Consider the following 23,195-nt stretch of genomic DNA (forward strand, 5'->3'; position numbering starts at 1 on the left):
GTATCAAGTATAATTCTTGTCAAACTGCACTATCTTGTCTAACATGATAATGTTTGTGTTTGGTTTATGCAAAAATTTTTCCGTGCAATCCTTATCCCCCCTATCAGGAGAGCAAAATGGCCTATGTGGAACGAGTGCTGAACAACCTTAAAGAAACATATCCTCACGAGCCCGTTTTTTTGCAGGCAGTACAAGAAGTGTTGCAAAGTCTGCAACCTATCCTGTGTAAAAAGCCGGAATACGCAAAGATGAAAATTCTTGAGCGGATTACGGAGCCTGAACGCTGTGTTTCCTTCCGCGTGCAGTGGATGGACGACTCCGGGCAAGTGCAGGTAAACCGTGGCTATAGGGTGCAGTTCAACTCGGCCCTTGGCCCATTCAAGGGCGGCCTGCGGTTTCACCCAAGCGTGAACCAGGGCCTGCTGAAATTTCTTGGTTTTGAACAGATTTTCAAAAATTCCCTCACGGGTCTGGCCATCGGCGGCGCAAAGGGCGGCTCTGATTTCAACCCCAAGGGCAAATCAAAGATGGAAATCATGCGCTTCTGTCAGGCCTTCATGACCGAGCTTTGCACCCATATTGGCCCCACGGTGGACGTGCCTGCGGGCGACATTGGCGTGGGCAGCCAGGAGATCAGCTTTCTTTTTGGGCAATACAAACGCCTCACCCGCCGCTACGAAGGTGTGCTTACCGGTAAAAATCTGCTTTTTGGTGGATCGCTGGCCCGGCCCGAAGCTACGGGCTACGGCGCGGTGTATTTCGCCCAGGCCATGCTTGAGGCAGGCGGGCAAAACCTTGAGGGCAAGGTCTGCACTGTTTCCGGCGCGGGCAACGTGGCAATCCACTGCTGCGAAAAGCTTATTCAGGTGGGCGCAAAGCCTGTGACGGTTTCCGATTCATCGGGCATGATCTACGATGCGGAAGGCATCAGGCTTGATGTGCTCAAACAGGTGAAAGAAATTGAGCGCAAGCCTCTCACCCGCTATGCGGAGCTGGTTTCTACAGCGACCTACACGCCCGTAAAGGCTTATCCCGAAGGCCGCAATGCCGTGTGGAACGTGCCCTGCTTTGCGGCCTTTCCCTGCGCGACACAAAACGAGCTGAACCTTGCCGATGCTCAAACCCTGCTGGCCAACGGGTGCGCCTGCATTGCCGAAGGCGCAAACATGCCCTCAACGCTTGAGGCGGTACACGCCATTATAGCCGCTGGTATTGCCTATGGCCCTGCCAAGGCCGCCAATGCTGGCGGTGTGTCGGTAAGCCAGCTTGAAATGGCCCAGAATGCCAGCATGCAGCGCTGGACCTTTGAGCGGGTGGACAACCAGTTGCGGCACATCATGTATGATATTCACCACAATGCCGCAGCTACCGCCGCCGAATTCGGCCATGCCGGCAACATTGTGATGGGAGCAAATATTGCGGGCTTCCGCAAGGTGGCTGAAGCCATGCTTGCCCTGGGCCTGTAAACAGCCTGCCTTGCACATGCGCCGGAGCGGTGCATGCAAAAAAGCCTGTTGCGCTGGAATGCCTGAAGAGGCGGCATCCCAACGCAACAGGCTTTTATCTGCGCTGCCGCATTGCTGAAAGAATCAATCACAGGGACGAGAGGCATCGCCCAGCCCAAGCGGGCGCTGCATAAGCACGATATCGACCCACTGCCCCAGCTTGTAGCCAACACTGCGCAGCGCACCCATGTGCTGAAAACCCAAACTGGCGTGCAGGGCTATGGAGCCCGCGTTGCCGCTGTGCCCAACCACCGCAATCATCTGCCGCCACGGGCCCTGCTCGCAGCGGGCAATAAGCTCTTGCAGCAGGGCATGCCCAATGCCGCGACCATGACAGTGAGCATCCACATATATGGAATCCTCAAGGCAGTAACGAAAGGCAGAGCGCGAACCATAAAGCCCGGCATAGCAGTACCCCACAACAGCCCCGCCCTGTCGCGCAACCAAAAACGGCAAGCCGAGCGAAATCACGGCCTCGCGCCGCCGGGCCATCTCGTCCACATCCGGCGGCTGTTCCTCAAAAGTAGCCAGCCCCTGCAACACGTGCGGGGCATAGATGGCCTGCACGGCGGCCATATCCTGTTGCCGTGCGTCTTCCACCACAACCTTGGCGGTACTGACTCCAGCCGACACCGGGAATAATGTACTCATCACACTTTACCCTGCCTTGCAGCCAGGCCAGGCCTACCAGCCGTTGAGGTGAATCTTGCTCTCGTTGAAGCGATCAGCCTCACTGAAGGGCTGTGCCGGATGCCCCATGACCACGAGCCCAAGCATGTTGATCTGCGCGGGAACCTTGAGCAGCTCGCGTATGGGTTCAACGCGGTCTTCAAAGGGATACATACCGCACCACACAGTACCAAGATTCAGGCCGCGCGCCGCGATCAGCATATTTTCAAGAGCTGCGCTGCAATCCTGCTGCCAGTAATCAGGGGTTTTGGCCTCGTCGGGGTTGGCGCACACAACCACAACCACCGGTGCTTCTGCGGCCATTTTGGCATAGGGGTGGCGCTCTGCAATGGCAGCCAACAGGGATTTTTCGCGCACCACAACAAAATGCCAGGGCTGCTTGTTGTGCGCACTGGGCGCGCACATGGCCGCCTTGAGCACCAGCTGCAAATCTGCATCGCTCACGGGGTCGGCAGTAAACTTGCGTATGCTGCGGCGTGTAAACAGGGCTTCAAAAACATCCATAACAAACTCCTTTCTGCTGCGCCCAATGCCCTGGGGCACACACGGGGGGCATCTGCGGTTGATGCGGCGCAAAATCGGCGTTCAATCTGCCGCGCTGCTGGTTGCGGGGTGCAAACAAAAGCCCCCTTTCAGTCCCGGTTCAATCGGGTGAAAGGGGGCTGAATGCTGTAACCAGATGCCTGATGGCTCAGGCATGCTTACATACTAGCTCATGTCCCAGTTGGGGTACATGGTCCAGATACCGCAGGGGCAGATGCCAGAGCAAATGCCGCAACCAATGCAGCGGGCAGGATCAGAGACGTACTCGAATCCGCCGCCGGCGGTTTCCTTGCGGTCGATGGCCTTTTCCGGGCAGGATTTGAGGCACATTTTGCAATCGCGGCACGTACCACAGCTCACGCAACGGGAGAATTCATCCTGCGGCGTGGGCAGATCGCGGTCGTGGCACTTGGCAAAATAGGCCGTGTGCAGCCGGGTTGAAGGCACAAGCTGTTTCTTTTCAGGGGTATAGCTTTCGCCCTTAACCCAGGCATCGGCGGCAAGGGCAGCATCGCGGCCAGTGCCGATGGCATGCACGAGCAGGCCGGGTTTGATCACGTCACCAACGGCAAACACACCGTCCATGATGCTGAGATCGGGCTTGGGCACGATCCATTCGCGGAACTTTTCCAGCCCTTCGGGCAGGAAGGAAAGGTCGGGCGATTCACCAATGGTGATAATGACCATCTTGCCGGGAATGAGCGTGCCTTCCTGGCTGATGATGCCGTTGTCGGTGACTTCCTTGGTCTGCACAGGCCAGACAAGCTTGCCGCCAAGGGCTTCAACATGCTCGATTTCGTGGGCAAAGGCAGCGGGCTTCTGCACGTCTATGCAGGTCACCTGCTTGGCACCCATGGCGTATGCGCCCACAGCGGCGTCCATACCCGCATTGCCGCAGCCGATAACAATCACGCTGTCGGGCACGGCGGGCTTTTCGCCCCTGTTGACGGCCTTCAAAAAGTCTATACCGGCCACGATCTTTTCGTGTCCCGGCCAGGGGAAGATGCGCGGCACATGCCCGCCGGTGGCAACCACCAGGGCAGCATGCTTTTTGCGCAGCTCCGCAAACTTTTTGGCGTCCACGGGGCAGTTGTTTACAAAGGTCACGCCCATGTCTTCAATGCGCTTGAGTTCCTTGCGCAGAAGGTCATGGTTGAGACGCGCACGGGGAATAACCTGTTCGAGCTTGCCGCCCATGACGGAATCGGCTTCGTACACGGTTACGTCGTGTCCCATGCGGGCAAGCTGCCAGGCCGCTGTCAGGCCGCCCACGCCGCCGCCGATAACACCAATGTGCTTGCCGGTACGGGTTTTGGGCTTTTCTACCTTTATATCGGCAGAGAACGAGCCAAGCTTGCCGATCTGCACAGGGCTGTCGAGATCGGTGCGCGTGCAGCTCTGCATGCAGGGGTTGGGGCACACACTGCCGCACACGGAACCGGGAAACGGTGTGTAATCCAGCACCATGCGGTAGGCTGCGTCCACATTCCCTTCACGCAGAAGGTTAAGTCTGCGCTGCGTGGGAATGGAGGCCGGGCAGTTGAATTCGCAAGGTGCGGCAAAGGCGGCGTTTTGCCACATGGGCACACGCAGGCGGTAATCGCCGCGCGCCACCAGCCCGTTGACCATAAAGTCATCGGGGGCAACATCGCTGAAAATACCGCTGGCGATCCATTCCTTGCCACGGAACTGCCCAAGGCTCACTACTTCCTTCTGGCCGCGTTCCTCAAACATGAGGGGGGTGATTTTGCGCCACTGGCTCCAGTCACACAGCTCGTTGCGCAGGCTGGGCTGGTCAATGGCCATCAAAAAGTCATCAAGGCCAGTATCAAGCCAGGCAATGTCTTCTTCGTCCAGTTCATTAACGCGCACGTCCTTGGGCAGCTGGCCCACAGCACCGCGAAAATAAACCGCACCGCCCACCATGCCTACGCAGGGGCGTTCGCCCATAACAGAGGCAAGGCCCTGGCAGTCGTGCCCACAGACAACAGCCTTGCCGCCGCCCATGAACTCGAACGAAAAGCTGCCCACGCTCTTGAGCACCCACAGTTCGGGAGCTTCATAAAGGGGGTCGTGCTTCATGAGCGAGCCAGTACGCGTACCCGCGCGGCCCCCCACATAGACAGTACCCGCCGCAGCGCAGTGGGCCGCAGTGTCGCCCGCGTCGCCACGCACCACAATGCGCCCGCCCGCGTTCAGCCAGCCCACGTCTGCCGAGGCAGAGCCTTCAACCAGAATTTCGGTATTGGGCAGGCACATGGAGCCCACCCGCTGACCGGGGTTTTTAACCTTGAAGGTAAGCTTTTTGCCTTCCTTGTTCCAAAGGGGGCCACCGATATCGTGCTGGCCCGAAGCCTCAATATAAAAGTCAGTCTCACCCTTCTCAACTGCGGCTTCAATAGCCAGCAGCAGATCCTGGGTGGACATGCGCTTGTGTTCGTCTACCGTGCTAACGCGCAGCATGTTCTGCTCCTCGCCAATGTCTAACAGGCGTACTGGATATCCAGCTTGTCGGCCACAGCCTTATCCGTGGTAACCAGGGCGTCAGAACGCCCAACCGGCAGCGAGCTGTTGCCCACCGGGGCCAGCAGTTTGCGCAGTTCGGAGTCAAAGGCCAGCATGTAGTCCACAATGTTCTGTGCGCCCCTGTCCACATCAAGCCTTTTGACCAGACGCGGATCCTGGGTGCATATGCCCGTGGGACATTTGCCGGTGTTACAGGCGTTGCAGCGGCCATGTTCATTGCCGACGCAGCCCAGCAACTGAATGAGAATCTTGCCGATGATAACGCCGTTGGCGCCAAGGCAGATCATCTTGAAGGCATCTGCCGCCGCATTGCCGGTAAGGCCGATACCGCCGCCCGCCCACAGGGGAATCTGCCCCTGAAGACCCTGGGCCACGGCCGCCATGTAGCAATCGCGCAGCTTTGAAACAATGGGATGCCCCGTGTGCTCAAGCGAAACCTCGTTGGCAGCGCCGGTGCCGCCCTGAATGCCGTCCATGAAGAAACCGCCGCAGATCTTGTAGGGGTCGCGCAGCAGGTTGTTGTAAACGGAAACAGAGGTGGCCGACGCCGCGCACTTGATGGCGACCGGCACGCGGAAGCCAAAGGCGGCGTTGAGCGAAAGGTGCATTTTCTGCACCGATTCTTCAATGGAATACAGGCCCTGGTGGTTCGGCGGCGAATGCAGGGTTGCCTTGGGTACGCCACGAATGGCCTGAATGTGCGGGGCCACCTTGGCAGCGGGCAGCAGGCCGCCGTCGCCGGGTTTTGCACCCTGGCCGATCTTGATCAGCACGCCAGCGGGGTCGGTCTTCATGCGGGGCATGGCCTTGATGATGCGGTTCCAGCCAAAGTGGCCAGATGCGATCTGCAAGATCATGTACTTGAGCTGATCCGACTCCAGCAGCTTGATGGGCATGCCGCCCTCGCCAGAGCACATGCGCACGGGCATGCCGCACTTTTCATTAAGATAGGCGGCTGCAAGGGCGATGGCTTCCCACGCACGGGTAGAAAGCGCGCCAATGCTCATGTCGCTGAAGATGGCGGGATAAATCCAGTGTACCGGGGGCGTGCGCTCGGTCAGCACAAGGCTGTCGCCGTCCACACGCAGGGGCAGCTCCTTGGCAAGCATGACGCGGCCAAGGGGCGAGCGGATATCAAAGGTATGGCGCTCTGAATCCAGCGCGGGGTCGGTCATCTGGCTGATGCGGCCCACAAAGATGGAATCGAGCGTGCGCGGGGGGTTCAGGTTGGTGCGCCCGCCCCGCTTGATGGGCCCGTGCTGACGCGCCAGCACGCCAAAGCGTGTGTCCTGGTTCCGCACGGGTTTGATGGCCGCGTTGGGGCATATTTTTTCGCACATGCCGCAACCAACGCAGGCACTGGGAATGTTGGCCTTCTGCATGATGACCGGCCGCGCGGAGTGTTCCTGCGTGGGGTCGGGAAAGGCCTTGCGTGAAAGGGTGATGCTGCGGCGCATCATGCCCACTTCAATAGCGTTGAAAGTACACGCCGCCACGCACGAGCCGCACATGGTACACAAATCGGGGCGGTATTCTATCTTCCAGCGCAGGTCGTTAACGCTGACGTCCTGAGTTCTTACTGATTCCATCGCTGCACCGCCAAATCGTTGTCAATAACCACCATCTCCCGCTCATGGGGGTAGATATCTTTAGAGATGTCGCGGTCGGGCATGATGGCGTTCAGACCGCAGACCTCGGAGGCGATGGCCACCATTTCCGAGTTTCCGCCCACAACAACGGGCCGCAGCTTTTTTGAGTCGCAGCAGGTGATCATCTTGCCGTCGGGCAGAAGGCCGATGATGGTGTTGGGGCCGTTGATCTCCAGGTGCGCAAGGGATTCACGGATAAGATTCAGCACCTTGCGGTCGGCACGCTGCTCTGCCTCCACAAAAGGCAGGGGCGTGATAACGTGCTTGTAATACTTGATGGGCCAACGCAGCTCATGCAAAATGTAGTGCAGCGTGTACAAAAAGTTTTGCGAGTCAGATTCAAAACCCACATAACCTCTGTGCAGCGACTTTTGAAATTCTTTGTTCTTGGTAAAAAACGTGTTTTCACCATTGGCGCACACGGTATATCCCTGCAAAAAGAAGGGGTGTGCGGCATAACGCACAATCGCGTAATTAGTGTTTTGACGGCACTGGGTAACGATGTTGCGCGCAGTCAGGCGGCCATCGTTGTTCCATAGTCGAAAATAGACAGCTATGTCGGCAGGATCGCCAATTTCTTTAAGGGTCAGCACATCGGGCCAGAAGGAATAGCAAAAGCCATTCTGCTTTTCGGCCAGCAAAGCCCTCAACTCAAGGCGCGTGTCCAGCAGCAGATCTTCGCGTTCTTCCTGACTACGGGTGCGATATTCTTCAGGGTAGTCGTAGTTGCGAAAGACATACCGGGGCATGGCCTGAATCTTCAGGCCGGGGCGTTTGTCCACCTCAGGGACCCACTGAGCCACCTGAACAAAACCCTTTTCTTCCATATAATCGTTGACCAGTTGCACACCCTCTGGGGTACAGGCCAATGAAAGCAGGGGTTTGTCCTTGTAGTGGCTAAACACGCCTTCCAGATCCTGCATAACCATAGCAAAACCTGAATTGTCATGCCCTTCCTGCTGCGGCAGCATTAGATTGAGCGCCATAGAGGGGGGCACAGGCGTCTTGCTCTTGATGGAACCAATTCTGCACATAGCTGATAACCTCAGGAAAATGCGTCAGTTGAAGACCAGCCGCAAACAGGGCTACAATAGACGCGTTGAACCCTCATAATTGGGGTGCAAAGTTGACAGACTTTTGGCGTTGTCAGAAGACGTGGCCAAAACGCACCACAAGCCGAAGCGGTAGCGACTGTCAAAAAGACAGCCTCTGCGCTCCAACCGGCGGGCCCACACTGGCGGTTGCGTTCGGCCTCTGGCGCAGGGGGGAAAATGAGTTTGCTACAAACTGTTACGATGGGCAAGAATAAAATGTCCATTTCCTGCAAAAAGTTCAGCAGCATCACCGCAGTGCGAAAATATGTGGTGAATAAATTCTTTATCTAGAAAATTATATATACTTGCCAGAACATTATTATTCGAACAAATTTTTTACAAATTTGCCATATTGCCATAACAAAATATTAGCAGTGGCCGATATTTAATTTAGACTACACCCAAAAGAACTTAATAAATTCAGAATAATCTAGCGCATATATGGTGAGAATACTGGCAAGGTATAGTCAATCGCCATGAGAGGTAGATCATGAATGTCCGGATGTGGCTTGTAACCCTTTGCGGTGTGTTTGTTGTGGGTATGGCGACTCTTTCTTTGACCAGCACACACATGTCCACACTTGTTTTTACAGAAGTAACAATCCCGCAGCTGTCGTCTGCATTACAGTCAAAATACGAATATGGCCTGAAAAGCGTTGTTGATGTGGCGGCACAAGATATTGCCGACAGGCTCAAAGGGGTTACAGACCCCAAAGAACAATACGCCCTCATCGAAAAATATACAGACTATCAGCGTTTTTTTCCCAATGATGAGGGTTACCTCTTTACGTACAAGACAGACGGCGTTCGCGTAAATGTGCCCACCAACAAATCGGGCAACGGGAAAAATCTTATTGATCTCAAAGACACAGACGGTGTTTATTTCATACGCGAGCTCATCGAGGCTGGCAAAAAGGGCGGTGGCTTTGTGGCCTACCGTTTTGACAAGCCCGGCGCTGGCGTGCAGCCCAAACTTGCCTACACACGTCTGATACCCGGTACCGACGTTATCATCGGCACTGGCGTGTACATTGACAGCGTAGAGGCCGAGCGTACCCGTGTTGCCAATCTGGTTTCGGAACGCAACGACCATTACGACAACCTGGAGCTGCTCATCTGTAGCGGTTTGCTCGCCATCATTCTGGCTTTTGCCTGGCTGATCACGCGTATCATCTGCGTGCCCTTGCGGCAGATCACCGCCGAGGCCGAAAAGGTCGCCGAGGGCAATGAGGCTGCCCTGCCCCAGCTCAAGGCATCCTGTCCGCTTGAAATCCGCAGACTCAACAGTTCTCTCGGCATGATGATCGAAAATCTGCATGGCCGCATTCAGGAAGCGGCAGACAAAACCCGCCAGGCAGACGAGGCCCTCGCCCACGCCAAGGTGGCCCAGACAGCAGCCGAAGAGGCCAAGCTGCGGGCAGAATCGGCCCGGCGGGAAGGCATGCTGGCAGCAGCCCAGCAGCTGGAATCCATTGCCCACGCCCTCTCCGCTGCTTCTTCTGAGCTTTCGCATCAGATTCAGCGCTCGGACGAAGGCGCCGAGGAATCGTCAAAGCGGCTGGCCGGCGCTGCCACCGCCATGAATGAAATGAACGCCACCGTGCAGGATGTGGCCCGAAACGCAGGCCTTGCCTCCAGCGCATCGCTGGAAACCCGCGACAAGGCCCTGGCAGGCGCAAAGGTAGTGCAGGACGCCGTAAACAGCATTACCGAAGTGCAAAATCACTCGCTTTCGCTCAAGGAAGACATGACCCGCCTGAGCGAACATGCGCAGGCCATCAACCAGATCATGGGCGTTATTTCAGACATAGCCGACCAGACCAACCTGCTGGCCCTCAATGCCGCCATTGAGGCGGCCCGCGCGGGCGATGCTGGCCGTGGCTTTGCTGTGGTGGCCGACGAGGTGCGCAAGCTGGCAGAAAAAACCATGGTTTCAACCAGCGATGTGGCCAAGGCCATCCAGGCCATTCAGGACAGCACCGCCAAGAGCATGAAGGGTGTTGAAAACGCCGTGGGCTCCATCGGCGTTGCAACGGGCCTTGCCGGGCAATCTGGCGAGGCGCTGCGGGGCATTGTTGATGTTGTCACCGCCACGGCGGATCAGGTCAATGCCATTGCCGCAGCCAGCGAAGAACAGTCCGCAGCCAGCGAAGAAATCAACCGCAGCATAGTTGAGGTCAACGAGGTATCGCGCCTTACCGCCGAGGCCATGAGCCAGGCCTCAACAGCAGTTGCCGACCTCACCGAACAGGCCAAAAAACTCGCTGCCCTGATTCAGGAGATGCAGCAAGGCTAAGCCCGACCATTCATCTGATACATTGAGAGGTTCCCGGTTTGCGCCACCAGCGCAGACCGGGAACCTTCATTTTGATGGATAAAAATTCAATATAATTAATATATTATGATGGCAAAAGAAGCATGTTTCATATGCGCCCTGCAAGAGCCTTTGCTGCAAACCAACCCAATGGTTGCAGCCACGGCCAGTATAGACTTGCCTGATATACAATTTCATTATTTACTATTTCTACATGCTTGATGGATAGAAACAAAATATCCATAACGATCTGCCCTGCTGGCAATCTCTGCAACAGACCAATCAGATATCAGGAGTGTTCATGAAAATTGAAATGGGTGAATCACTGATAAGAACCTGGGTGCGTCATTGTTTAGGGTGTCAGTTGGCTGAGTTGAACTGGAAACCCCTATGAAAAACTGCACCCTCATCCTGGTGGTAATGCTCTTGTGTGCCTGCGCCCGTCCCGTATCCCGGCATGAAATTTCTGCTGATACCCTTGCATCCACCAGGTATGGCGAGGTGCAGGGCTTTGCTGCCTCTGGCGTTAAAACGTGGCTTGGCATTCCCTATGCCGCGCCGCCGGTGGGCGAGCTGCGCTTTCGGCGCAACCAGCCGCCGCAGCCCTGGCAGGGCGTAAAAAAATGCGTAGCCTTTGGCAACAAACCCATACAGTACATGAACATGTTTGGGCTTGAGCGCTCACGCGTACCCGCCAGCGAAGACTGCCTTTACCTCAATGTATGGGCTCCGCAGGCTGCCGCACAGGGCAGCAAACTGCCCGTATTTGTCTGGATTTACGGCGGCGCGTACCACATGGGCGAAGGCAGCGACCCCATGTACGACGGCACATCGTTTGCCAGGGATGGCGTGGTCTTTGTCAATTTCAACTACCGCGTCGGCCCCCTGGGTTTCTACGATTTTTCCATGTACGGCAGCAGGTTTGAATCCAACTGCGGCGTTTCAGACCAGATTGCCGCCCTGCGATGGGTGCGCGAGAACATTGCCGCATTCGGCGGCGACCCCGACAACGTCACCATTGCTGGCGAATCTGCTGGCGGCACGGGCGTGTACAACATGCTGGCATCACCAGCTGCCAGGGGGCTTTTTCAGAAGGCCATTTCAGAAAGCGGCGTAACGGGAAATACCGAATCCCGGCGCATGGTTGAGATGAACAATGCCATATTTTTTGAAAAGCTTGGCATCAACCCGCGCACCGACATAAACAAGCTGCTTGATATGCCCGCGCAGGATATGCTTGCGGCGGCCACATTCACGCTCAAGGAAGGCCCCCGCCGCCACCCCGGCATATTCATGCCCGGCCCGGTCAAGGATGATCTGCTGCCCCTGCACCCGTGGGAAGCCATGGCGCAGGGCAATGCCCGCGATGTAAAGGTTATTCTGGGTACAAACCGCAACGAGGGCACACTGTTTGCCCTGTTGGGCCTGCTGCCCAAAAACTGGCAACAGGTGGAAAAAATGCTGCGCGATAACGGCGCTGCGGCCAGTATTCCTGCTGTCACAGACCTTTACGCCGCTGAAAAAGGCATGAAAAAAATGACCTCTCTGGCTGGCGACCGCGCATTTGTGGTGGATATGGTCAAATGCGCCGATGTGCAGAGCGCCTTTGCCAGCACCTATGTGTACCGTTTTGACTACGCCCCTCTGCTGCCAGAACTGCTGATGCTGGGCGCGGCCCATTCAACGGAAATTTCCACGGCTCTTGCCACCAACGACCATCCTTTCTGGCTGCTTACGCCTTCGGGGCGTCGCAAAGAACTTACGCAGTCCATGCACGGGGCGTGGCTGAATTTTGTCAAAACGGGCGACCCCAACGGCACAGGCATTACCCCCGCATGGCCGCTGTATGAGCCGTCAAGGCGGCTCACCTATATTTTTGACCAGAACAATTCTGTGGAATCAAATCCGCACAACAGGGTGTACGAGGTGTGGAAGGATATTCAGCTGTACCAGTAGGTTGCACCCATCAGCATTGACATGATCTGCGAGGCTCCATACCCTTTGCACCACACAATCAAGTTCAACCCCTTCACGCGAAGGTTCAGGAGAAATGCATGACAGATATATCAAGCCTGCCCAGCGCCGGTTTTTCGCCGGATGTGGACAGCGTACCCGATGATTGCGCCCTTGCGCGTCTGGACGAGCGCCGTTACCTCATTGGCGGCCAGCTGCTGGAATGGAACGGCCCCATGCGCACGGTCACCTCGCCCCTGTATGTCAACGGCGAGCAGCGCGTTATCGGCTCGTGCCCCGAACTGACCGAGGCAGAATCGCTGGCAGCGGTGGAAGCCGTGAGCAAGGCCTGGGACAATGGCCGTGGCGCGTGGCCCACCATGCGCGTTGAAGACCGTATTGCCAGAGTGGAAGAATTCGCCCGCCGCATGGCTGCCGTGCGCGAAGAAGTGGTGCGGCTCATGGTGTGGGAAATCTGCAAGCCGCTCAACGATTGCCGCGCCGAATTCGACCGCACCGTGGACTACATCCGCGCCACGGTAGACGCGCTCAAAGACCTCGACCGCGCCTCTTCCCGCTTTGTGATCGAAAGCGGCATCTACGCCCAGATACGCCGCGCCCCGCTTGGGCCGGTGCTGTGCATGGGGCCATACAACTACCCCCTCAACGAAACCTTCACCACGCTCTTACCCGCGCTGATCATGGGCAACCCGGTGATCGTCAAAACGCCGCGCATAGGCAAGCTGCTGTATGCGCCTCTGCTTGAGGCCTTTGCAGAATGCTTCCCCGCCGGGGTGGTGAACATTCTGTTTGGCGACAGGCGCGTGGCCATTCCCGCGCTGGAATCGGGGCAGATCAGCGTGCTGGCCTTTATCGGCTCTAGCAAGGCTGCCGATGCCCTGCGCCGTCACCATCCCTCACCCCACAGGCTGCGCTGCGTGCTTGGGCTGGACGCAAAAAATGCGGGTATTGTGCTGCCCTGCGCAGATATGGATCTGACTGTTTCAGAGGCAGTAACGGGCGCGCTGAGTTTTAACGGGCAGCGCTGCACGGCCCTCAAGATTTTTTATGTACACGCTTCGCGCATCGAGGAATTTCTGGCAAAGTTCAGCCAGGCCATTGCCGCCCTGCCCATGGGCCTGCCGTGGATGCCGGGCGTCAAGATCACCCCGCTGCCCGTGCCCGGCAAGGTGGACGAGTTGCGCGAACTGGTGGATGATGCCCTTGCCAAGGGGGCCCGCATTGCCAACCCGCACGGCGGAACCTGCAACCGCACCCTGTACTACCCCACCCTCATGGCTGGGATAACCGCAGAAATGCGCCTGCACACCGAGGAGCAGTTTGCGCCTCTCGTGCCCGTGGTTTCGTACAACGACGTGTCTGAAGCCGCAGAAGCCGTAATCGCCTCGCCTTTCGGCCAGCAGGCCAGCATATTTGGCACAGATCCCGATGCCGTGGCCTCGCTTATCGATCCCATGGTCAATCAGGTATGCCGCGTCAACATCAACAGCCAGTGCCAGCGTGGGCCGGATACCTTCCCCTTCACAGGCCGCAAAGACTCTGCCGAGGGCACGCTCTCTGTCAGCGATGCGCTGCGCGCCTTCTCCATCCGCACGCTTGTGGCGGCCAAGGGCTCTGCCCCCAACAAGGCGCTGGTTTCAGACATTGTGCGCAACAGAAAATCCAACTTCCTTTCCACAGATTTTCTGTTCTAGAGGCTGAAACAGCTGAAAAACTGAAAGTTAAAGTTAAACTTTAAAGGCCGCGTAAGCGGCCTTTTTTACTGTAGATATCCAACACAATCAGGCCATCAAGCCAGCTTTGGCGGATGAGAAAAACTGAAGGGCCCACGCTCGGCAAAATCACCGGGCACACGGCAGTAGTGGGTGTTTACCCGGCCATCCACAAAGTGGTGCAGCAAAAATGCCGGGGCTTCATCCGTAAAGGCATCGCCGCCAGTGGGGCAAAAATCGGGCACTATGTGCATGCATACTGGCGGGGCCGTGAGCGCCGCCACGCCGTGCCACACGGTAAACATATGGCGGTGCAGATGCCCGCAGCACAAGCGCACATTGGGATACTTCTGCAAGATATGCCCAAGCCCTTCGGCGTTCTCGTAGGGTTCATCCATAACGCCCAGTGCCGTCAAAAATGGCGGATGGTGCGTTAACACAAGGGTGGGTCTGCCGGGCTGCGCTGCCAGCGTCTTTTCAAGCCATGCGGCCACAGGGGCATCAAAATGGCCGGAATGTGAGCCGGGGCGGGTCGCATCAAAAAACACGAGCCGCAGCGGGTAATCTTCTACGGTATAGCACAGATAAGGCGCAACAGCCGGGTCAGCCGGGCAATAAGGGGCGAGGCCTGCCACAAGATTCTCGCGCCGGTCATGGTTGCCGGGCAACACAAACACCGGCATGGCAAGCGTGCCCAGCGCTTCGGCCACAAGGGCATAGCCGCCAGACTGACCGTTTACAGAAATATCACCGCTTACCACCACACAATCGGGCTGTTGCGGCAGCGTTGCCAGATGCGCAACTGTCTTTTCAAGCAACAGCGCACCATCGGCAACATTGAATGCCAGCCCGCGCCCTTCTGCCACGTGCAGATCCGATATTTGCGCTACGAGCATGTCGCTCCTCCAGTCATTGTATTAACGAATATCTCTAATCGCTTTGGGAAGTTGCAGTCAACCAAAGTTTGTCACAAAACTGTAACATATCTGGCTGTAATGTAACAATCGCAAATGCCTGTGTTCTTGCCACAGCGCGCAATTGGTGGTAATTTAAAATAAATTTAATTCAGACAGGGCGATACGGCCACGCGTCGCCTCTGGGTTTTCTGCTGGTCTTCACTGACACACAAGGAGCCAAAATTGTCCGCGATACGTCTTGAAAACGTATGTAAACAGTGGGGCGCTACCCACGCTGTGCAAAATGTATCCTTTGAGATCAATGAGGGCTCGCTGCTGGTCTTGCTTGGGCCTTCGGGCTGCGGCAAATCCACAACACTGCGGCTTATTGCAGGGCTTGAAAGCGTTTCCAGCGGACGCATCTACATAGGCGACCGCGATGTGACCAATCTGCCCCCCGCCCAACGCCGTCTTGCCATGGTTTTTCAGTCATACGCGCTTTTTCCGCACCTTAGCGTGCGAGAAAACATTGTCTTTGGCCTCAAGGTTCGCAAGGTGGCCGAGGCCGACCAAAAGCGCCGCCTTGACAATGCTGTTGAAATTCTGGGCCTTGGCGGCCTGCTGGACAGAAAACCCTCTGCCCTTTCCGGCGGTCAGCAGCAGCGCGTGGCGCTTGGCCGTGCTCTGGTGGCCGAGGCGGCAGTGTGCCTGATGGACGAGCCCCTCTCCAACCTCGATGCCAAGCTGCGCCTCGAGATGCGCCGCGAAATCCGCGAACTGCAACAGCGCCTTGGCATGACCATGGTTTACGTTACCCACGACCAGACCGAGGCCATGAGCATGGCCGACACCATCATCTTGATGCAGCACGGGCATATTGTACAAAACGATGCGCCCGTTGCCATGTACTCCCAGCCAGCCACCACCTTTGCCGCAAGTTTTATCGGCACGCCGCCCATGAACCTTTTGAACGTGACCATGGACAACGGCCAGCCCGTTATTGCGGGCAGCCAGGGCTGCTCTGTGCCTGCCCCCGTGTGTGCGGAATGCACGCTGGGCATACGCCCTGAACATGTGGTGGTGACACCAGACGGCCCGTGGCAGGCCGAGGTGCTGAGCATGGAATACCTTGGTGCGGATTCCGTACTGGCGTGCAGCCTGGGTCAGCAGCAGATAGCCGTGCAGGTGGCGGGCAACCCTGGCTTCAAGCCCGGCCACAAGCTGCGCCTGAGCTTTGATAATTCTGCCCTGCACTACTTTGAGGCACAAACCGGTGCGCGCAGGGATTGGGCATAAGGCCGCTCTGTCGCGCCTTTCTGCCCTTTTTTCCCACAGCGCGCCGCCAGATACCTACAGCTTTTGTTTTCGTTACACGATTGCTCCATATCGGTAACATTCAAGAGATAGTACGGATGCAGCCCCCAAACCCCTGCGAGGAGAACTTCATGAAACGTATCCGCTCGTTATTTTTTGCAGTTTTGTGCTTCTGCCTGTGTGCTGGCAATGCCCTTGCGGCACAGACCAGCCTTACGTTCTACTTTCCTGTTTCCGTTGGCGGCCCCATCACCAAGATTGTTGAGGGCATGACCCAGGAATTCATGAAAGAAAACCCCGACATCAAGATTAATCCCGTGTATTCGGGCAATTATCGCGATACGCTCACCAAGGCCCTCACCGCCCAGCGCGGAGGTGAACCGCCGCATGTGGCCGTGCTGCTCTCTACCGACATGTTTACCCTTATTGATGAAAATGCCATCGTTTCCTACGACGAAATCGTGGGCAAGGAAAACATGGCATTTACCAAGGATTACTTTGCCGGTTTTATGCGCAACAGCCAGACCGAAGGCAAAACCTGGGGCATTCCTTTTCAGCGCTCGACCATCGTGATGTACTGGAACAAGGAAATGTTCAAGGAAGCTGGCCTTGATCCCGAAAAAGCTCCCGCCACCTGGCAGGAACTGGTCGAAATGGGCAAAAAGCTTACCAAAAAGGACGAATCAGGCAAGGTCAGCCAGTGGGGCGTTGCCATTCCCAGCACCGGCTATGCCTACTGGATGTTGCAGGCACTCGCCATCACCAACGGCGTTGAGCTGATGAACGATGCGGGCAACAAGGTGTTTTTCGACAACCCCAAAAACGTCGAAGCCCTTCAGTTTCTCACCGATCTGGCTTACAAGTATGAGGTTTCGCCCAAGGGAACCATCGACTGGTCCACCACGCCCCGCGATTTCTTTGAGCGCAAAACCGCCATCATGTGGACCACCACCGGCAACCTCACCAACGTGCGCACCAATGCCAAGTTTCCCTTTGGCGTAGCCATGCTGCCCGCCAATGCCCGCCTGGGTTCGCCCACCGGCGGCGGCAACTTCTACATTTTCAAGAATTCCACGCCCGAAGAACGCAAGGCCGCTGTCAAGTTTGTGCAGTGGATGACCACCGCCGAACGCGCCGCCCAGTGGGGCATAGACACCGGCTACGTGGCCGTGCGCCCCGATGCCTGGAAAACCGCCCGCATGGAAGCCTATGTCAAGGACTTTCCCTATGCCGCCGTGGCCCGCGACCAGCTGGCCCATGCCGTGCCCGAACTCTCTACCCACGACAACCAGCGCGTGACCAAGGCCCTGGACGACGCCATTCAGGCCGCCGTTAACGGCTCCAAAAAATCTGAAGACGCGCTCAAGGATGCCCAGCGCGAAGCCGACCGCATTCTGCGCCGCTACCAGAAGTAAGCACTGTGCTGCCAGGGGGGCTTGCCCCACTGGCAGCTTTTATATGCAATCAGTTTCAATCAGATTCACTCAGATCCAAGTGAGCAGCCCTATGTTAAAACCCGAAACCATGCGGCAAATCAACGCATGGCTGCTTTTGCTTCCCGGTTTTGCCCTGGTGGTGATGTTTACGCATTTTCCTGCTGTAAGCACGTTTATCCACAGTTTTTTTATGGATGGCCGGGGGGGAGCGCCTGCCCAGTTTGTGGGGCTTGAGCAGTACCGTTATCTGCTGGATGACGAGGTTTTTCTCAAATCGCTGCGCAACAACATCATTTTTGCCTGCTGCACCATCCCGTGCTCCATGTCGCTGGCCATGCTCATGGCCTTTCTGGTCAATGCACGGCTGTCCGGGCAGGCTTTTTTGCGCCTGTGCTACTTTGTGCCAACAGTGCTGCCCATGATCGCCGTGGCCAACATCTGGCTGTTTTTTTACACGCCCGATTACGGCCTGCTTGAGCAGCTGCGCTTTTTTCTGGGCGCAACCACCGGCATAAACTGGCTGGGCAGTGAAGAAACCGCCCTGTTTTGCGTGATAAGCGTTGCAGTGTGGAAGGATGCAGGATTTTTTATGATTTTTTATCTCGCGGCCTTGCAGCAAATTTCGCCCAGCCTTGCAGAGGCGGCCATGCTGGAGGGAGCCTCGCGCGCCTATTATTACCGCCGCGTGGTTATTCCTCTGCTCATGCCCACCACGCTTTTTGTGCTTATCAATGCCACCATCAATGCCTTCCGCATGGTGGATCATCTGTTTGTGCTCACCCAGGGCGGCCCAAACAATGCAACATCGCTGCTGCTTTACTACATTTACGAAACAAGCTTCAAATTCTGGGATACGGGATACGGCGCAACACTAACAATGGTGCTGCTGGCCTTCTTGGGTTTTGCCGCATTTGTGCAGTTTGGGATTATTGAAAAGAAGGTTCACTACAGATGAACGAACAGCGCAACATGTACGACAGCCGGGGCTTTTCGCGCGTGCTGGACACCACCGCCGCCTGGATGCTTGCCATTTTGTGGGCCCTGCCGCTCTTTTACGCCATCTGGACAGCCTTTCACCCGGCAGAGTTTTCTACCCGCTTCAGCCTCACTGCCCCGCTTACGCTTGAAAATTTTGCCAATGCCTGGAAGGCCGCGCCCTTTGCCCGGTATTTTGTCAACACCATCATGCTGGTTACACTGACAACCGGCATGCAGCTTGTGCTCTGCACCCTTGCCGCCTACGCCTTTGCCCGCTACGACTTCAAGGGCAAGGGCATTGCCTTTGCGCTTATTCTCATGCAGCTCATGATCATGCCCGATGTGCTGGTGGTAGAAAACTACACCACCATGTCCAAAATCGGCGTGCTCGATTCCACCCTTGCCATCAGCCTGCCCTACATGGCCTCGGCCTTTGGCATCTTTTTGTTGCGCCAGACCTTTAAAAGCGTACCCAAGGAGCTGGAAGAAGCCGCAGCCGTGGAAGGAGCCAACACCCTGCAAGTGCTGTGGCATGTGTATGTGCCGCTGGCCAAACCCACCTACGCGGCATACGCCCTTGTTTCCATCAGTACGCACTGGAACAACTTTCTCTGGCCGCTCATTGTTACCAATTCGGTCAATTCCCGCCCGCTGACCGTGGGTTTGCAGATATTTTCCTCCACCGAACAGGGCGTGGACTGGACAATCATCACCGCTGCCACGCTTATGACATCCGGCCCGCTGCTGGTGGCTTTTTTGCTGTTCCAGCGGCAGTTTGTGCAATCGTTTATGCGGGCTGGCATAAAATAGGGCCCTTTGCTCAAGGCAATCAAAAAGCCCCAACGGCTGCCAATGGCGACCGCTGGGGCTTTTTTGCATCTATTGTGGTTCTGCAACATTCGTGAGTATAGTGACACTGCTTGCTAAAGCGCCCTGCCTTGCGCTGTGCGGGCGGGTTGCCTGTAACCAGTGTACCTTACTGGAGGATTCTATGGCAGTGTTTACAAACTCGGTAAAACTGTTGCTTGTCGCTGGCCTGCTGGTGGCTGGCTCTGCTGTGGCGGTGTACAGCGCCGATTCTGGTCAGGAACTGTACACAAAGCTGTGTGCGGGCTGTCATTCTCCCAGCCCCGCCTTTAAGGGCAAACCAGTTGATGCCCTGCTGGCTGGCATGGACAGGGTGAAAAACATGAGCAATGCCACTGGTGCTGCCGCCCGCATGCAGCAGGCCTTGCAGTCCCTGAGCCCGGAACAGACCAAGAGCATTGCCACCTACATAAACGGCATCAAGTAGACGAATCACCAGGGACACGCTGGCCATGCCTGCCGTCAGGCGCAGACAGGCGACAAAATATAACTTGCCCCAAAATTCCGCTTGCATTGCACGCGATAACAGGGCATATAACCGCCAGCGCTATGCAGTTTCGGGCAGTTAGCTCAGTTGGTTGAGCACCGCCCTTACAAGGCGGGGGCCACAGGTTCAAGTCCTGTACTGCCCACCAAATAAATCAAGGGGTTATCCTTAAATGGATAGCCCCTTAATTTTTTGTGGTAACACCTATGGTAACACGCTTGAGAAGAATTTTTTTCTTTGATGAATTTGGAAGGTGCAGGGGGAGCAACGGATTCTTTCTCTTCCTGAGAACCTATGTTGTGAAAAGAAAAGAAAAAACGGGCTTAAAACGCCCGTTTTTATTTCTTTAACGAAGGTCTTTCCTTCCTCTCCACCGCTCTTTTTTGGTGAGGGAGGGAGAGAGAGCGTGAATATGTTCATGATGAAGCAGTATTCTTTTTTCATCTTTCTCTTTTCCGGAGCCGGTCGGTGTCAGTCGCGTGCTCTTCAAAAAGCACAGCGAACAAAAAAAACTCAAGACGGAAAACGAGGCATTTGCGGTTTATGCCGCAGCCCAGTACTGATGCCTTTTAACTTTCTTCGAGGAATAAATAGCAAATGTCGAGTGGGTCTTGAGTTTTTTTTAGCTGTGCTATGCCTTTGCACGCGACTGACTGACCGCTCTGGAGAGGTGAAGAAAATGCGCGAATCTTCTTGTCGCCACGCCATCGGCGGATGGCGACATTGCCTTTCCGCCACGCCATCGGCGGATGGCGGCGTTTTGCTGCACCATTAAATATATAAATGGTAAACAAATAACGGAAAGCGAAAATTTTCTTGACAAGAACGGTAACTAAGTGTAGATATTTAGAAAAGCCAAAAAAGCATGATTTTTCATGCAGGTCGTTTTGGTCTACCCCTGCCACCGATGCCTACAGTGACAGCAGATTTGGGTCGATATGAAGGACGCACTACGGTGAGCTTGGCTGTTCGTACCGTGGCGATTAGAACAGCCCCTGTCAATTTTGTGCAGAGAGCAAAGTTGCTTGTTATACGAAATGGAGACCCGTCATCTCTGCAATGCCGCGATGAAAGACTAACACTTTCTTCGCTGTCGGAAGACAAGGTTATTGCAAGATGCTCCGAAAAATTACGGCTCTGGAAAATAATCTTTCTAGGGCCGTGCTCTTTTTTCGGTCAAAGGGTCTTCATATGTCTACGATTTCTTCCGCGCCTACTGCTACACAGTCTATTTCTCGCTTTATCAACGAAAAGCAAGTTGCTGAACTTTTAGGAATCTCTGTCAAAACCGTTCAGGCCTGGCGTTTAAAATCGATTGGGCCGCGTTACTGGCGTCTGCACAACAAGCTGGTTCGTTACCAGTGGCAGGATGTTCTTGATTACCTTGAAGGAACGGCTGTCACTCCTAGTCGTGCGCTGCACCGTGCATTTCCTTCAGAACTTGTTGAAAAACACTTGGCTGAATCACACGATTCGGCTCAGGCATAGCGGCGCTTCCTACAAAAAAAGGAAGGCCGCTCCTGCTATACCCTTTGCACAAGGTAAACCAGAAGCGACCACTGCCACAGTGACCACTTCATAGCATAAGCGACTTTCCATGTCAACTGCAACATGGCAAGCGCTCCTATCTTTTCTCAAGAAAAAGCTACTTCACCCGCTCAGAAAGGCTCGGCTCTAAAGCCGCGCCGGAAGGGGCGGGATGAAGGCGTTTCTTTACCTGTAAAGGCTTTTCAAAATGAAGAGGCTTCACTGAATGAAACGTCTTCTGCCTTTCTTGGGAGAATTTCAACAGACTCTTCCATTTCACCAGAAAAAAAATCCCCAAAAGCGTTGCGCCGCAACGCTTGGAAGGCTCTTTCACGTGAAAAAAAATTGTGGAAGTCAAATGAGTTTCAGGGCTACTTGATGGACTTATATTTTGAAGCAAAAAAGGACAACGACAAAAATAGTCAGAAACGAGCACTCAGGGTTAGGAATCATTCTGTTCGTGTATGTGGAGATCGCTGCATTCCCAAATACGTTACCAATAAAAAGGGCGAAAAATGTGAGACTGGCGCTCCTGGTGGTGCCGAAGTCCACGCAGTAGGCGGCGGTGAATCTTCTTATACTGTATGGACTTGGGTTCGATGGTGTGCATCAACCTGGTTTTGCCCACTTTGCGGCCCTAAAGTTATGGCCAGGCGGCGTGAAGAGATCAAAGAAGGCTTGGAAGTACTGAAAAGCGAAGGATGCGGATTTGCATTTGTCACGCTGACGTTTCCGCATCGCGTAGGCATTAAACTTCAAGTTTATATGGAACGGCTTCAAAAAGCCTTAAAATTATTTCGCGCGGGCCGAGCCTGGGCCGATGTAAAAACCCAGTTTGGCATGAAGGGCTACATAAGAGCACAAGAGGTGACGTATGGTTGGAATAGCGGATGGCACCCCCATTTCCACGAGCTGACAATTTTTGACCATATATTGAACGACAAGGAGTCAAAGGCTTACCAAACTTTGATTCGTGATCGCTGGCTCAAAGTCTGCAAAAAAGTGGGCCTAATTGAGCACGGTAAAATGGGAGATGCGCGGTTGCACGCAGTAGACGTGAGAATTGGCAGTGAGCCTGTCGCCCAAGAGTACCTCACAAAAACGGCAGTGTGGGAACTCTCATCACGTACTACTAAGGCGGCAAGGGCAGCTGGCTCTGTCCATCCACACGAATTGCTTGCTCTGGCTTGTGAGGGTGATACTCAGGCGAAAAAACTATGGGCCGAATATGCTGTTGGCATGTATAGTCGTGTGGCCGTCTATTGGTCGCCTCTTCTAAAAAAATATTGCGGGATTGCAGACAAAACGGATGAGGAACTTCTGCAAGGATCAACAGACGAAGCCATTTTGGGAGTGCCGGAAGCAACATATCGCTCGATAGCAAATTATCGTTATCAACCTGTAATTCTAGAATTAGTCGAAAATAATAAGGGGCGGATTCAACTTACAAGTGCAACACCCTCAAAGTTGAATGAAAAGGCAAGGTGGTATAGCCCTTTAGCCTCTCCATCCAACCAAAGATTGAAGGGCGTATGGGCTATGCACACCTTGCCAGGGAAGAACGGTACTACATCTGCCAGGCAGTGAAAAGTGGAACGTCACTGAGGGCCATAGCCAAAGCGATAGGCCGTAGCGTCTCAACTGTAAGCCGCGAACTTGCGCGAAATACCGGGGCGCGTGGCT

At 55.3% G+C, this 23,195-nt stretch carries 19 protein-coding genes and 1 tRNA gene; 14 read left to right on the plus strand and 6 right to left on the minus strand.

What is annotated here, in order from left to right:
- Nucleotides 1–116 precede the first annotated feature (116 nt).
- The gene (gene gdhA / locus ACE3NW_RS01400; RefSeq protein ID WP_374279590.1) at nucleotides 117–1,466 is read left to right on the plus strand and encodes an NADP-specific glutamate dehydrogenase; all 1,350 of its coding nucleotides are present in this window, start codon (nucleotides 117–119) and stop codon (nucleotides 1,464–1,466) included.
- A 123-nt stretch (nucleotides 1,467–1,589) separates the two neighbouring features.
- On the opposite strand, the gene ACE3NW_RS01405 is transcribed toward gdhA, so the two are convergent.
- The 5 genes from ACE3NW_RS01405 to ACE3NW_RS01425 all read right to left on the minus strand — a co-directional run bounded on the left by ACE3NW_RS01405 (nucleotide 1,590) and on the right by ACE3NW_RS01425 (nucleotide 7,842).
- Nucleotides 1,590–2,156, minus strand: coding sequence for an N-acetyltransferase family protein (locus ACE3NW_RS01405; RefSeq protein WP_374279591.1), 567 nt, complete (start codon nucleotides 2,154–2,156; stop codon nucleotides 1,590–1,592).
- A 33-nt stretch (nucleotides 2,157–2,189) separates the two neighbouring features.
- A complete protein-coding gene (locus ACE3NW_RS01410; RefSeq protein ID WP_374279592.1) occupies nucleotides 2,190–2,699 on the minus strand; it encodes a nitroreductase family protein in 510 nt (169 codons plus the stop codon).
- A 204-nt stretch (nucleotides 2,700–2,903) separates the two neighbouring features.
- Nucleotides 2,904–5,201, minus strand: coding sequence for an FAD-dependent oxidoreductase (locus ACE3NW_RS01415; RefSeq protein WP_374279593.1), 2,298 nt, complete (start codon nucleotides 5,199–5,201; stop codon nucleotides 2,904–2,906).
- A gap of 20 nt (nucleotides 5,202–5,221) precedes the next feature.
- Nucleotides 5,222–6,853 (minus strand): glutamate synthase-related protein, encoded by a 1,632-nt coding sequence (locus tag ACE3NW_RS01420; protein ID WP_374279594.1) that lies wholly within the window; start codon nucleotides 6,851–6,853, stop codon nucleotides 5,222–5,224.
- Nucleotides 6,841–7,842: a glutamate synthase gene (locus ACE3NW_RS01425; RefSeq protein ID WP_374279595.1), complete on the minus strand. Its 1,002-nt coding sequence runs from the start codon at nucleotides 7,840–7,842 to the stop codon at nucleotides 6,841–6,843. Before ACE3NW_RS01425 ends, ACE3NW_RS01420 begins: the two co-directional genes overlap by 13 nt.
- Nucleotides 7,843–8,578: 736 nt before the next feature.
- Between ACE3NW_RS01425 and ACE3NW_RS01430 the strand changes: the two genes are divergently transcribed.
- The 3 genes from ACE3NW_RS01430 to ACE3NW_RS01440 all read left to right on the plus strand — a co-directional run bounded on the left by ACE3NW_RS01430 (nucleotide 8,579) and on the right by ACE3NW_RS01440 (nucleotide 13,989).
- A complete protein-coding gene (locus ACE3NW_RS01430; RefSeq protein WP_374279596.1) occupies nucleotides 8,579–10,303 on the plus strand; it encodes a methyl-accepting chemotaxis protein in 1,725 nt (574 codons plus the stop codon).
- Between the two features lie 408 nt (nucleotides 10,304–10,711).
- A complete protein-coding gene (locus ACE3NW_RS01435; protein ID WP_374279597.1) occupies nucleotides 10,712–12,277 on the plus strand; it encodes a carboxylesterase/lipase family protein in 1,566 nt (521 codons plus the stop codon).
- Between the two features lie 98 nt (nucleotides 12,278–12,375).
- A complete protein-coding gene (locus ACE3NW_RS01440) occupies nucleotides 12,376–13,989 on the plus strand; it encodes an aldehyde dehydrogenase family protein (protein WP_374279598.1) in 1,614 nt (537 codons plus the stop codon).
- 95 nt (nucleotides 13,990–14,084) lie between these two features.
- On the opposite strand, the gene ACE3NW_RS01445 is transcribed toward ACE3NW_RS01440, so the two are convergent.
- The gene (locus ACE3NW_RS01445; protein ID WP_374279599.1) at nucleotides 14,085–14,903 is read right to left on the minus strand and encodes a phosphodiesterase; all 819 of its coding nucleotides are present in this window, start codon (nucleotides 14,901–14,903) and stop codon (nucleotides 14,085–14,087) included.
- A 297-nt stretch (nucleotides 14,904–15,200) separates the two neighbouring features.
- Between ACE3NW_RS01445 and ACE3NW_RS01450 the strand changes: the two genes are divergently transcribed.
- From ACE3NW_RS01450 to ACE3NW_RS01495, 10 genes are all read left to right on the plus strand, one after another.
- Entirely contained in the window at nucleotides 15,201–16,199 is a 999-nt protein-coding gene (locus tag ACE3NW_RS01450) for an ABC transporter ATP-binding protein (RefSeq protein ID WP_374279600.1), read from the plus strand.
- A gap of 149 nt (nucleotides 16,200–16,348) precedes the next feature.
- Nucleotides 16,349–17,632: an ABC transporter substrate-binding protein gene (locus tag ACE3NW_RS01455; RefSeq protein ID WP_374279601.1), complete on the plus strand. Its 1,284-nt coding sequence runs from the start codon at nucleotides 16,349–16,351 to the stop codon at nucleotides 17,630–17,632.
- Between the two features lie 91 nt (nucleotides 17,633–17,723).
- A complete protein-coding gene (locus ACE3NW_RS01460) occupies nucleotides 17,724–18,608 on the plus strand; it encodes a carbohydrate ABC transporter permease (RefSeq protein WP_374279603.1) in 885 nt (294 codons plus the stop codon).
- On the plus strand, nucleotides 18,605–19,441 hold the full coding sequence (locus ACE3NW_RS01465; protein ID WP_374279604.1) for a carbohydrate ABC transporter permease: 837 nt from the start codon (nucleotides 18,605–18,607) through the stop codon (nucleotides 19,439–19,441). Before ACE3NW_RS01460 ends, ACE3NW_RS01465 begins: the two co-directional genes overlap by 4 nt.
- 181 nt (nucleotides 19,442–19,622) lie before the next feature.
- Nucleotides 19,623–19,925: a cytochrome c gene (locus ACE3NW_RS01470; RefSeq protein ID WP_374279605.1), complete on the plus strand. Its 303-nt coding sequence runs from the start codon at nucleotides 19,623–19,625 to the stop codon at nucleotides 19,923–19,925.
- Between the two features lie 132 nt (nucleotides 19,926–20,057).
- A tRNA-Val gene (locus tag ACE3NW_RS01475) sits at nucleotides 20,058–20,133 on the plus strand.
- Between the two features lie 258 nt (nucleotides 20,134–20,391).
- Nucleotides 20,392–20,760, plus strand: a complete 369-nt coding sequence (locus ACE3NW_RS01480) for a hypothetical protein (protein ID WP_374279606.1) — start codon at nucleotides 20,392–20,394, stop codon at nucleotides 20,758–20,760.
- 416 nt (nucleotides 20,761–21,176) lie between these two features.
- Entirely contained in the window at nucleotides 21,177–21,473 is a 297-nt protein-coding gene (locus ACE3NW_RS01485) for a helix-turn-helix transcriptional regulator (protein WP_374279608.1), read from the plus strand.
- A 123-nt stretch (nucleotides 21,474–21,596) separates the two neighbouring features.
- Nucleotides 21,597–23,099 carry a protein rep gene (locus tag ACE3NW_RS01490; RefSeq protein ID WP_374279609.1) on the plus strand — a complete coding sequence of 501 codons (1,503 nt, stop codon included), beginning with the start codon at nucleotides 21,597–21,599 and terminating at the stop codon, nucleotides 23,097–23,099.
- The coding region (locus tag ACE3NW_RS01495) for a helix-turn-helix domain-containing protein (protein ID WP_374279632.1) at nucleotides 23,045–23,195 on the plus strand (151 nt) is incomplete at its 3' end. The genes ACE3NW_RS01490 and ACE3NW_RS01495, both read left to right, overlap by 55 nt.

Origin of the sequence: Desulfovibrio sp., assembly GCF_041907885.1 — a bacterium.
Lineage (GTDB): Bacteria > Desulfobacterota > Desulfovibrionia > Desulfovibrionales > Desulfovibrionaceae > Desulfovibrio.

Coding starts and splice junctions, on each gene's coding strand:
- ACE3NW_RS01440 (WP_374279598.1), top strand. CDS start 12,376: ATGACAGATATATCAAGCCTGCCCAGCGCCGGTTTTTCGCCGGATGTG.
- gdhA (WP_374279590.1), top strand. CDS start 117: ATGGCCTATGTGGAACGAGTGCTGAACAACCTTAAAGAAACATATCCT.
- ACE3NW_RS01425 (WP_374279595.1), bottom strand. CDS start 7,842: ATGGTTATGCAGGATCTGGAAGGCGTGTTTAGCCACTACAAGGACAAA.
- ACE3NW_RS01465 (WP_374279604.1), top strand. CDS start 18,605: ATGAACGAACAGCGCAACATGTACGACAGCCGGGGCTTTTCGCGCGTG.
- ACE3NW_RS01420 (WP_374279594.1), bottom strand. CDS start 6,853: ATGGAATCAGTAAGAACTCAGGACGTCAGCGTTAACGACCTGCGCTGG.
- ACE3NW_RS01410 (WP_374279592.1), bottom strand. CDS start 2,699: ATGGATGTTTTTGAAGCCCTGTTTACACGCCGCAGCATACGCAAGTTT.
- ACE3NW_RS01445 (WP_374279599.1), bottom strand. CDS start 14,903: ATGCTCGTAGCGCAAATATCGGATCTGCACGTGGCAGAAGGGCGCGGG.
- ACE3NW_RS01470 (WP_374279605.1), top strand. CDS start 19,623: ATGGCAGTGTTTACAAACTCGGTAAAACTGTTGCTTGTCGCTGGCCTG.
- ACE3NW_RS01405 (WP_374279591.1), bottom strand. CDS start 2,156: ATGAGTACATTATTCCCGGTGTCGGCTGGAGTCAGTACCGCCAAGGTT.
- ACE3NW_RS01460 (WP_374279603.1), top strand. CDS start 17,724: ATGTTAAAACCCGAAACCATGCGGCAAATCAACGCATGGCTGCTTTTG.
- ACE3NW_RS01485 (WP_374279608.1), top strand. CDS start 21,177: ATGTCTACGATTTCTTCCGCGCCTACTGCTACACAGTCTATTTCTCGC.
- ACE3NW_RS01455 (WP_374279601.1), top strand. CDS start 16,349: ATGAAACGTATCCGCTCGTTATTTTTTGCAGTTTTGTGCTTCTGCCTG.
- ACE3NW_RS01415 (WP_374279593.1), bottom strand. CDS start 5,201: ATGCTGCGCGTTAGCACGGTAGACGAACACAAGCGCATGTCCACCCAG.
- ACE3NW_RS01435 (WP_374279597.1), top strand. CDS start 10,712: ATGAAAAACTGCACCCTCATCCTGGTGGTAATGCTCTTGTGTGCCTGC.
- ACE3NW_RS01430 (WP_374279596.1), top strand. CDS start 8,579: ATGTCCACACTTGTTTTTACAGAAGTAACAATCCCGCAGCTGTCGTCT.
- ACE3NW_RS01490 (WP_374279609.1), top strand. CDS start 21,597: ATGGCAAGCGCTCCTATCTTTTCTCAAGAAAAAGCTACTTCACCCGCT.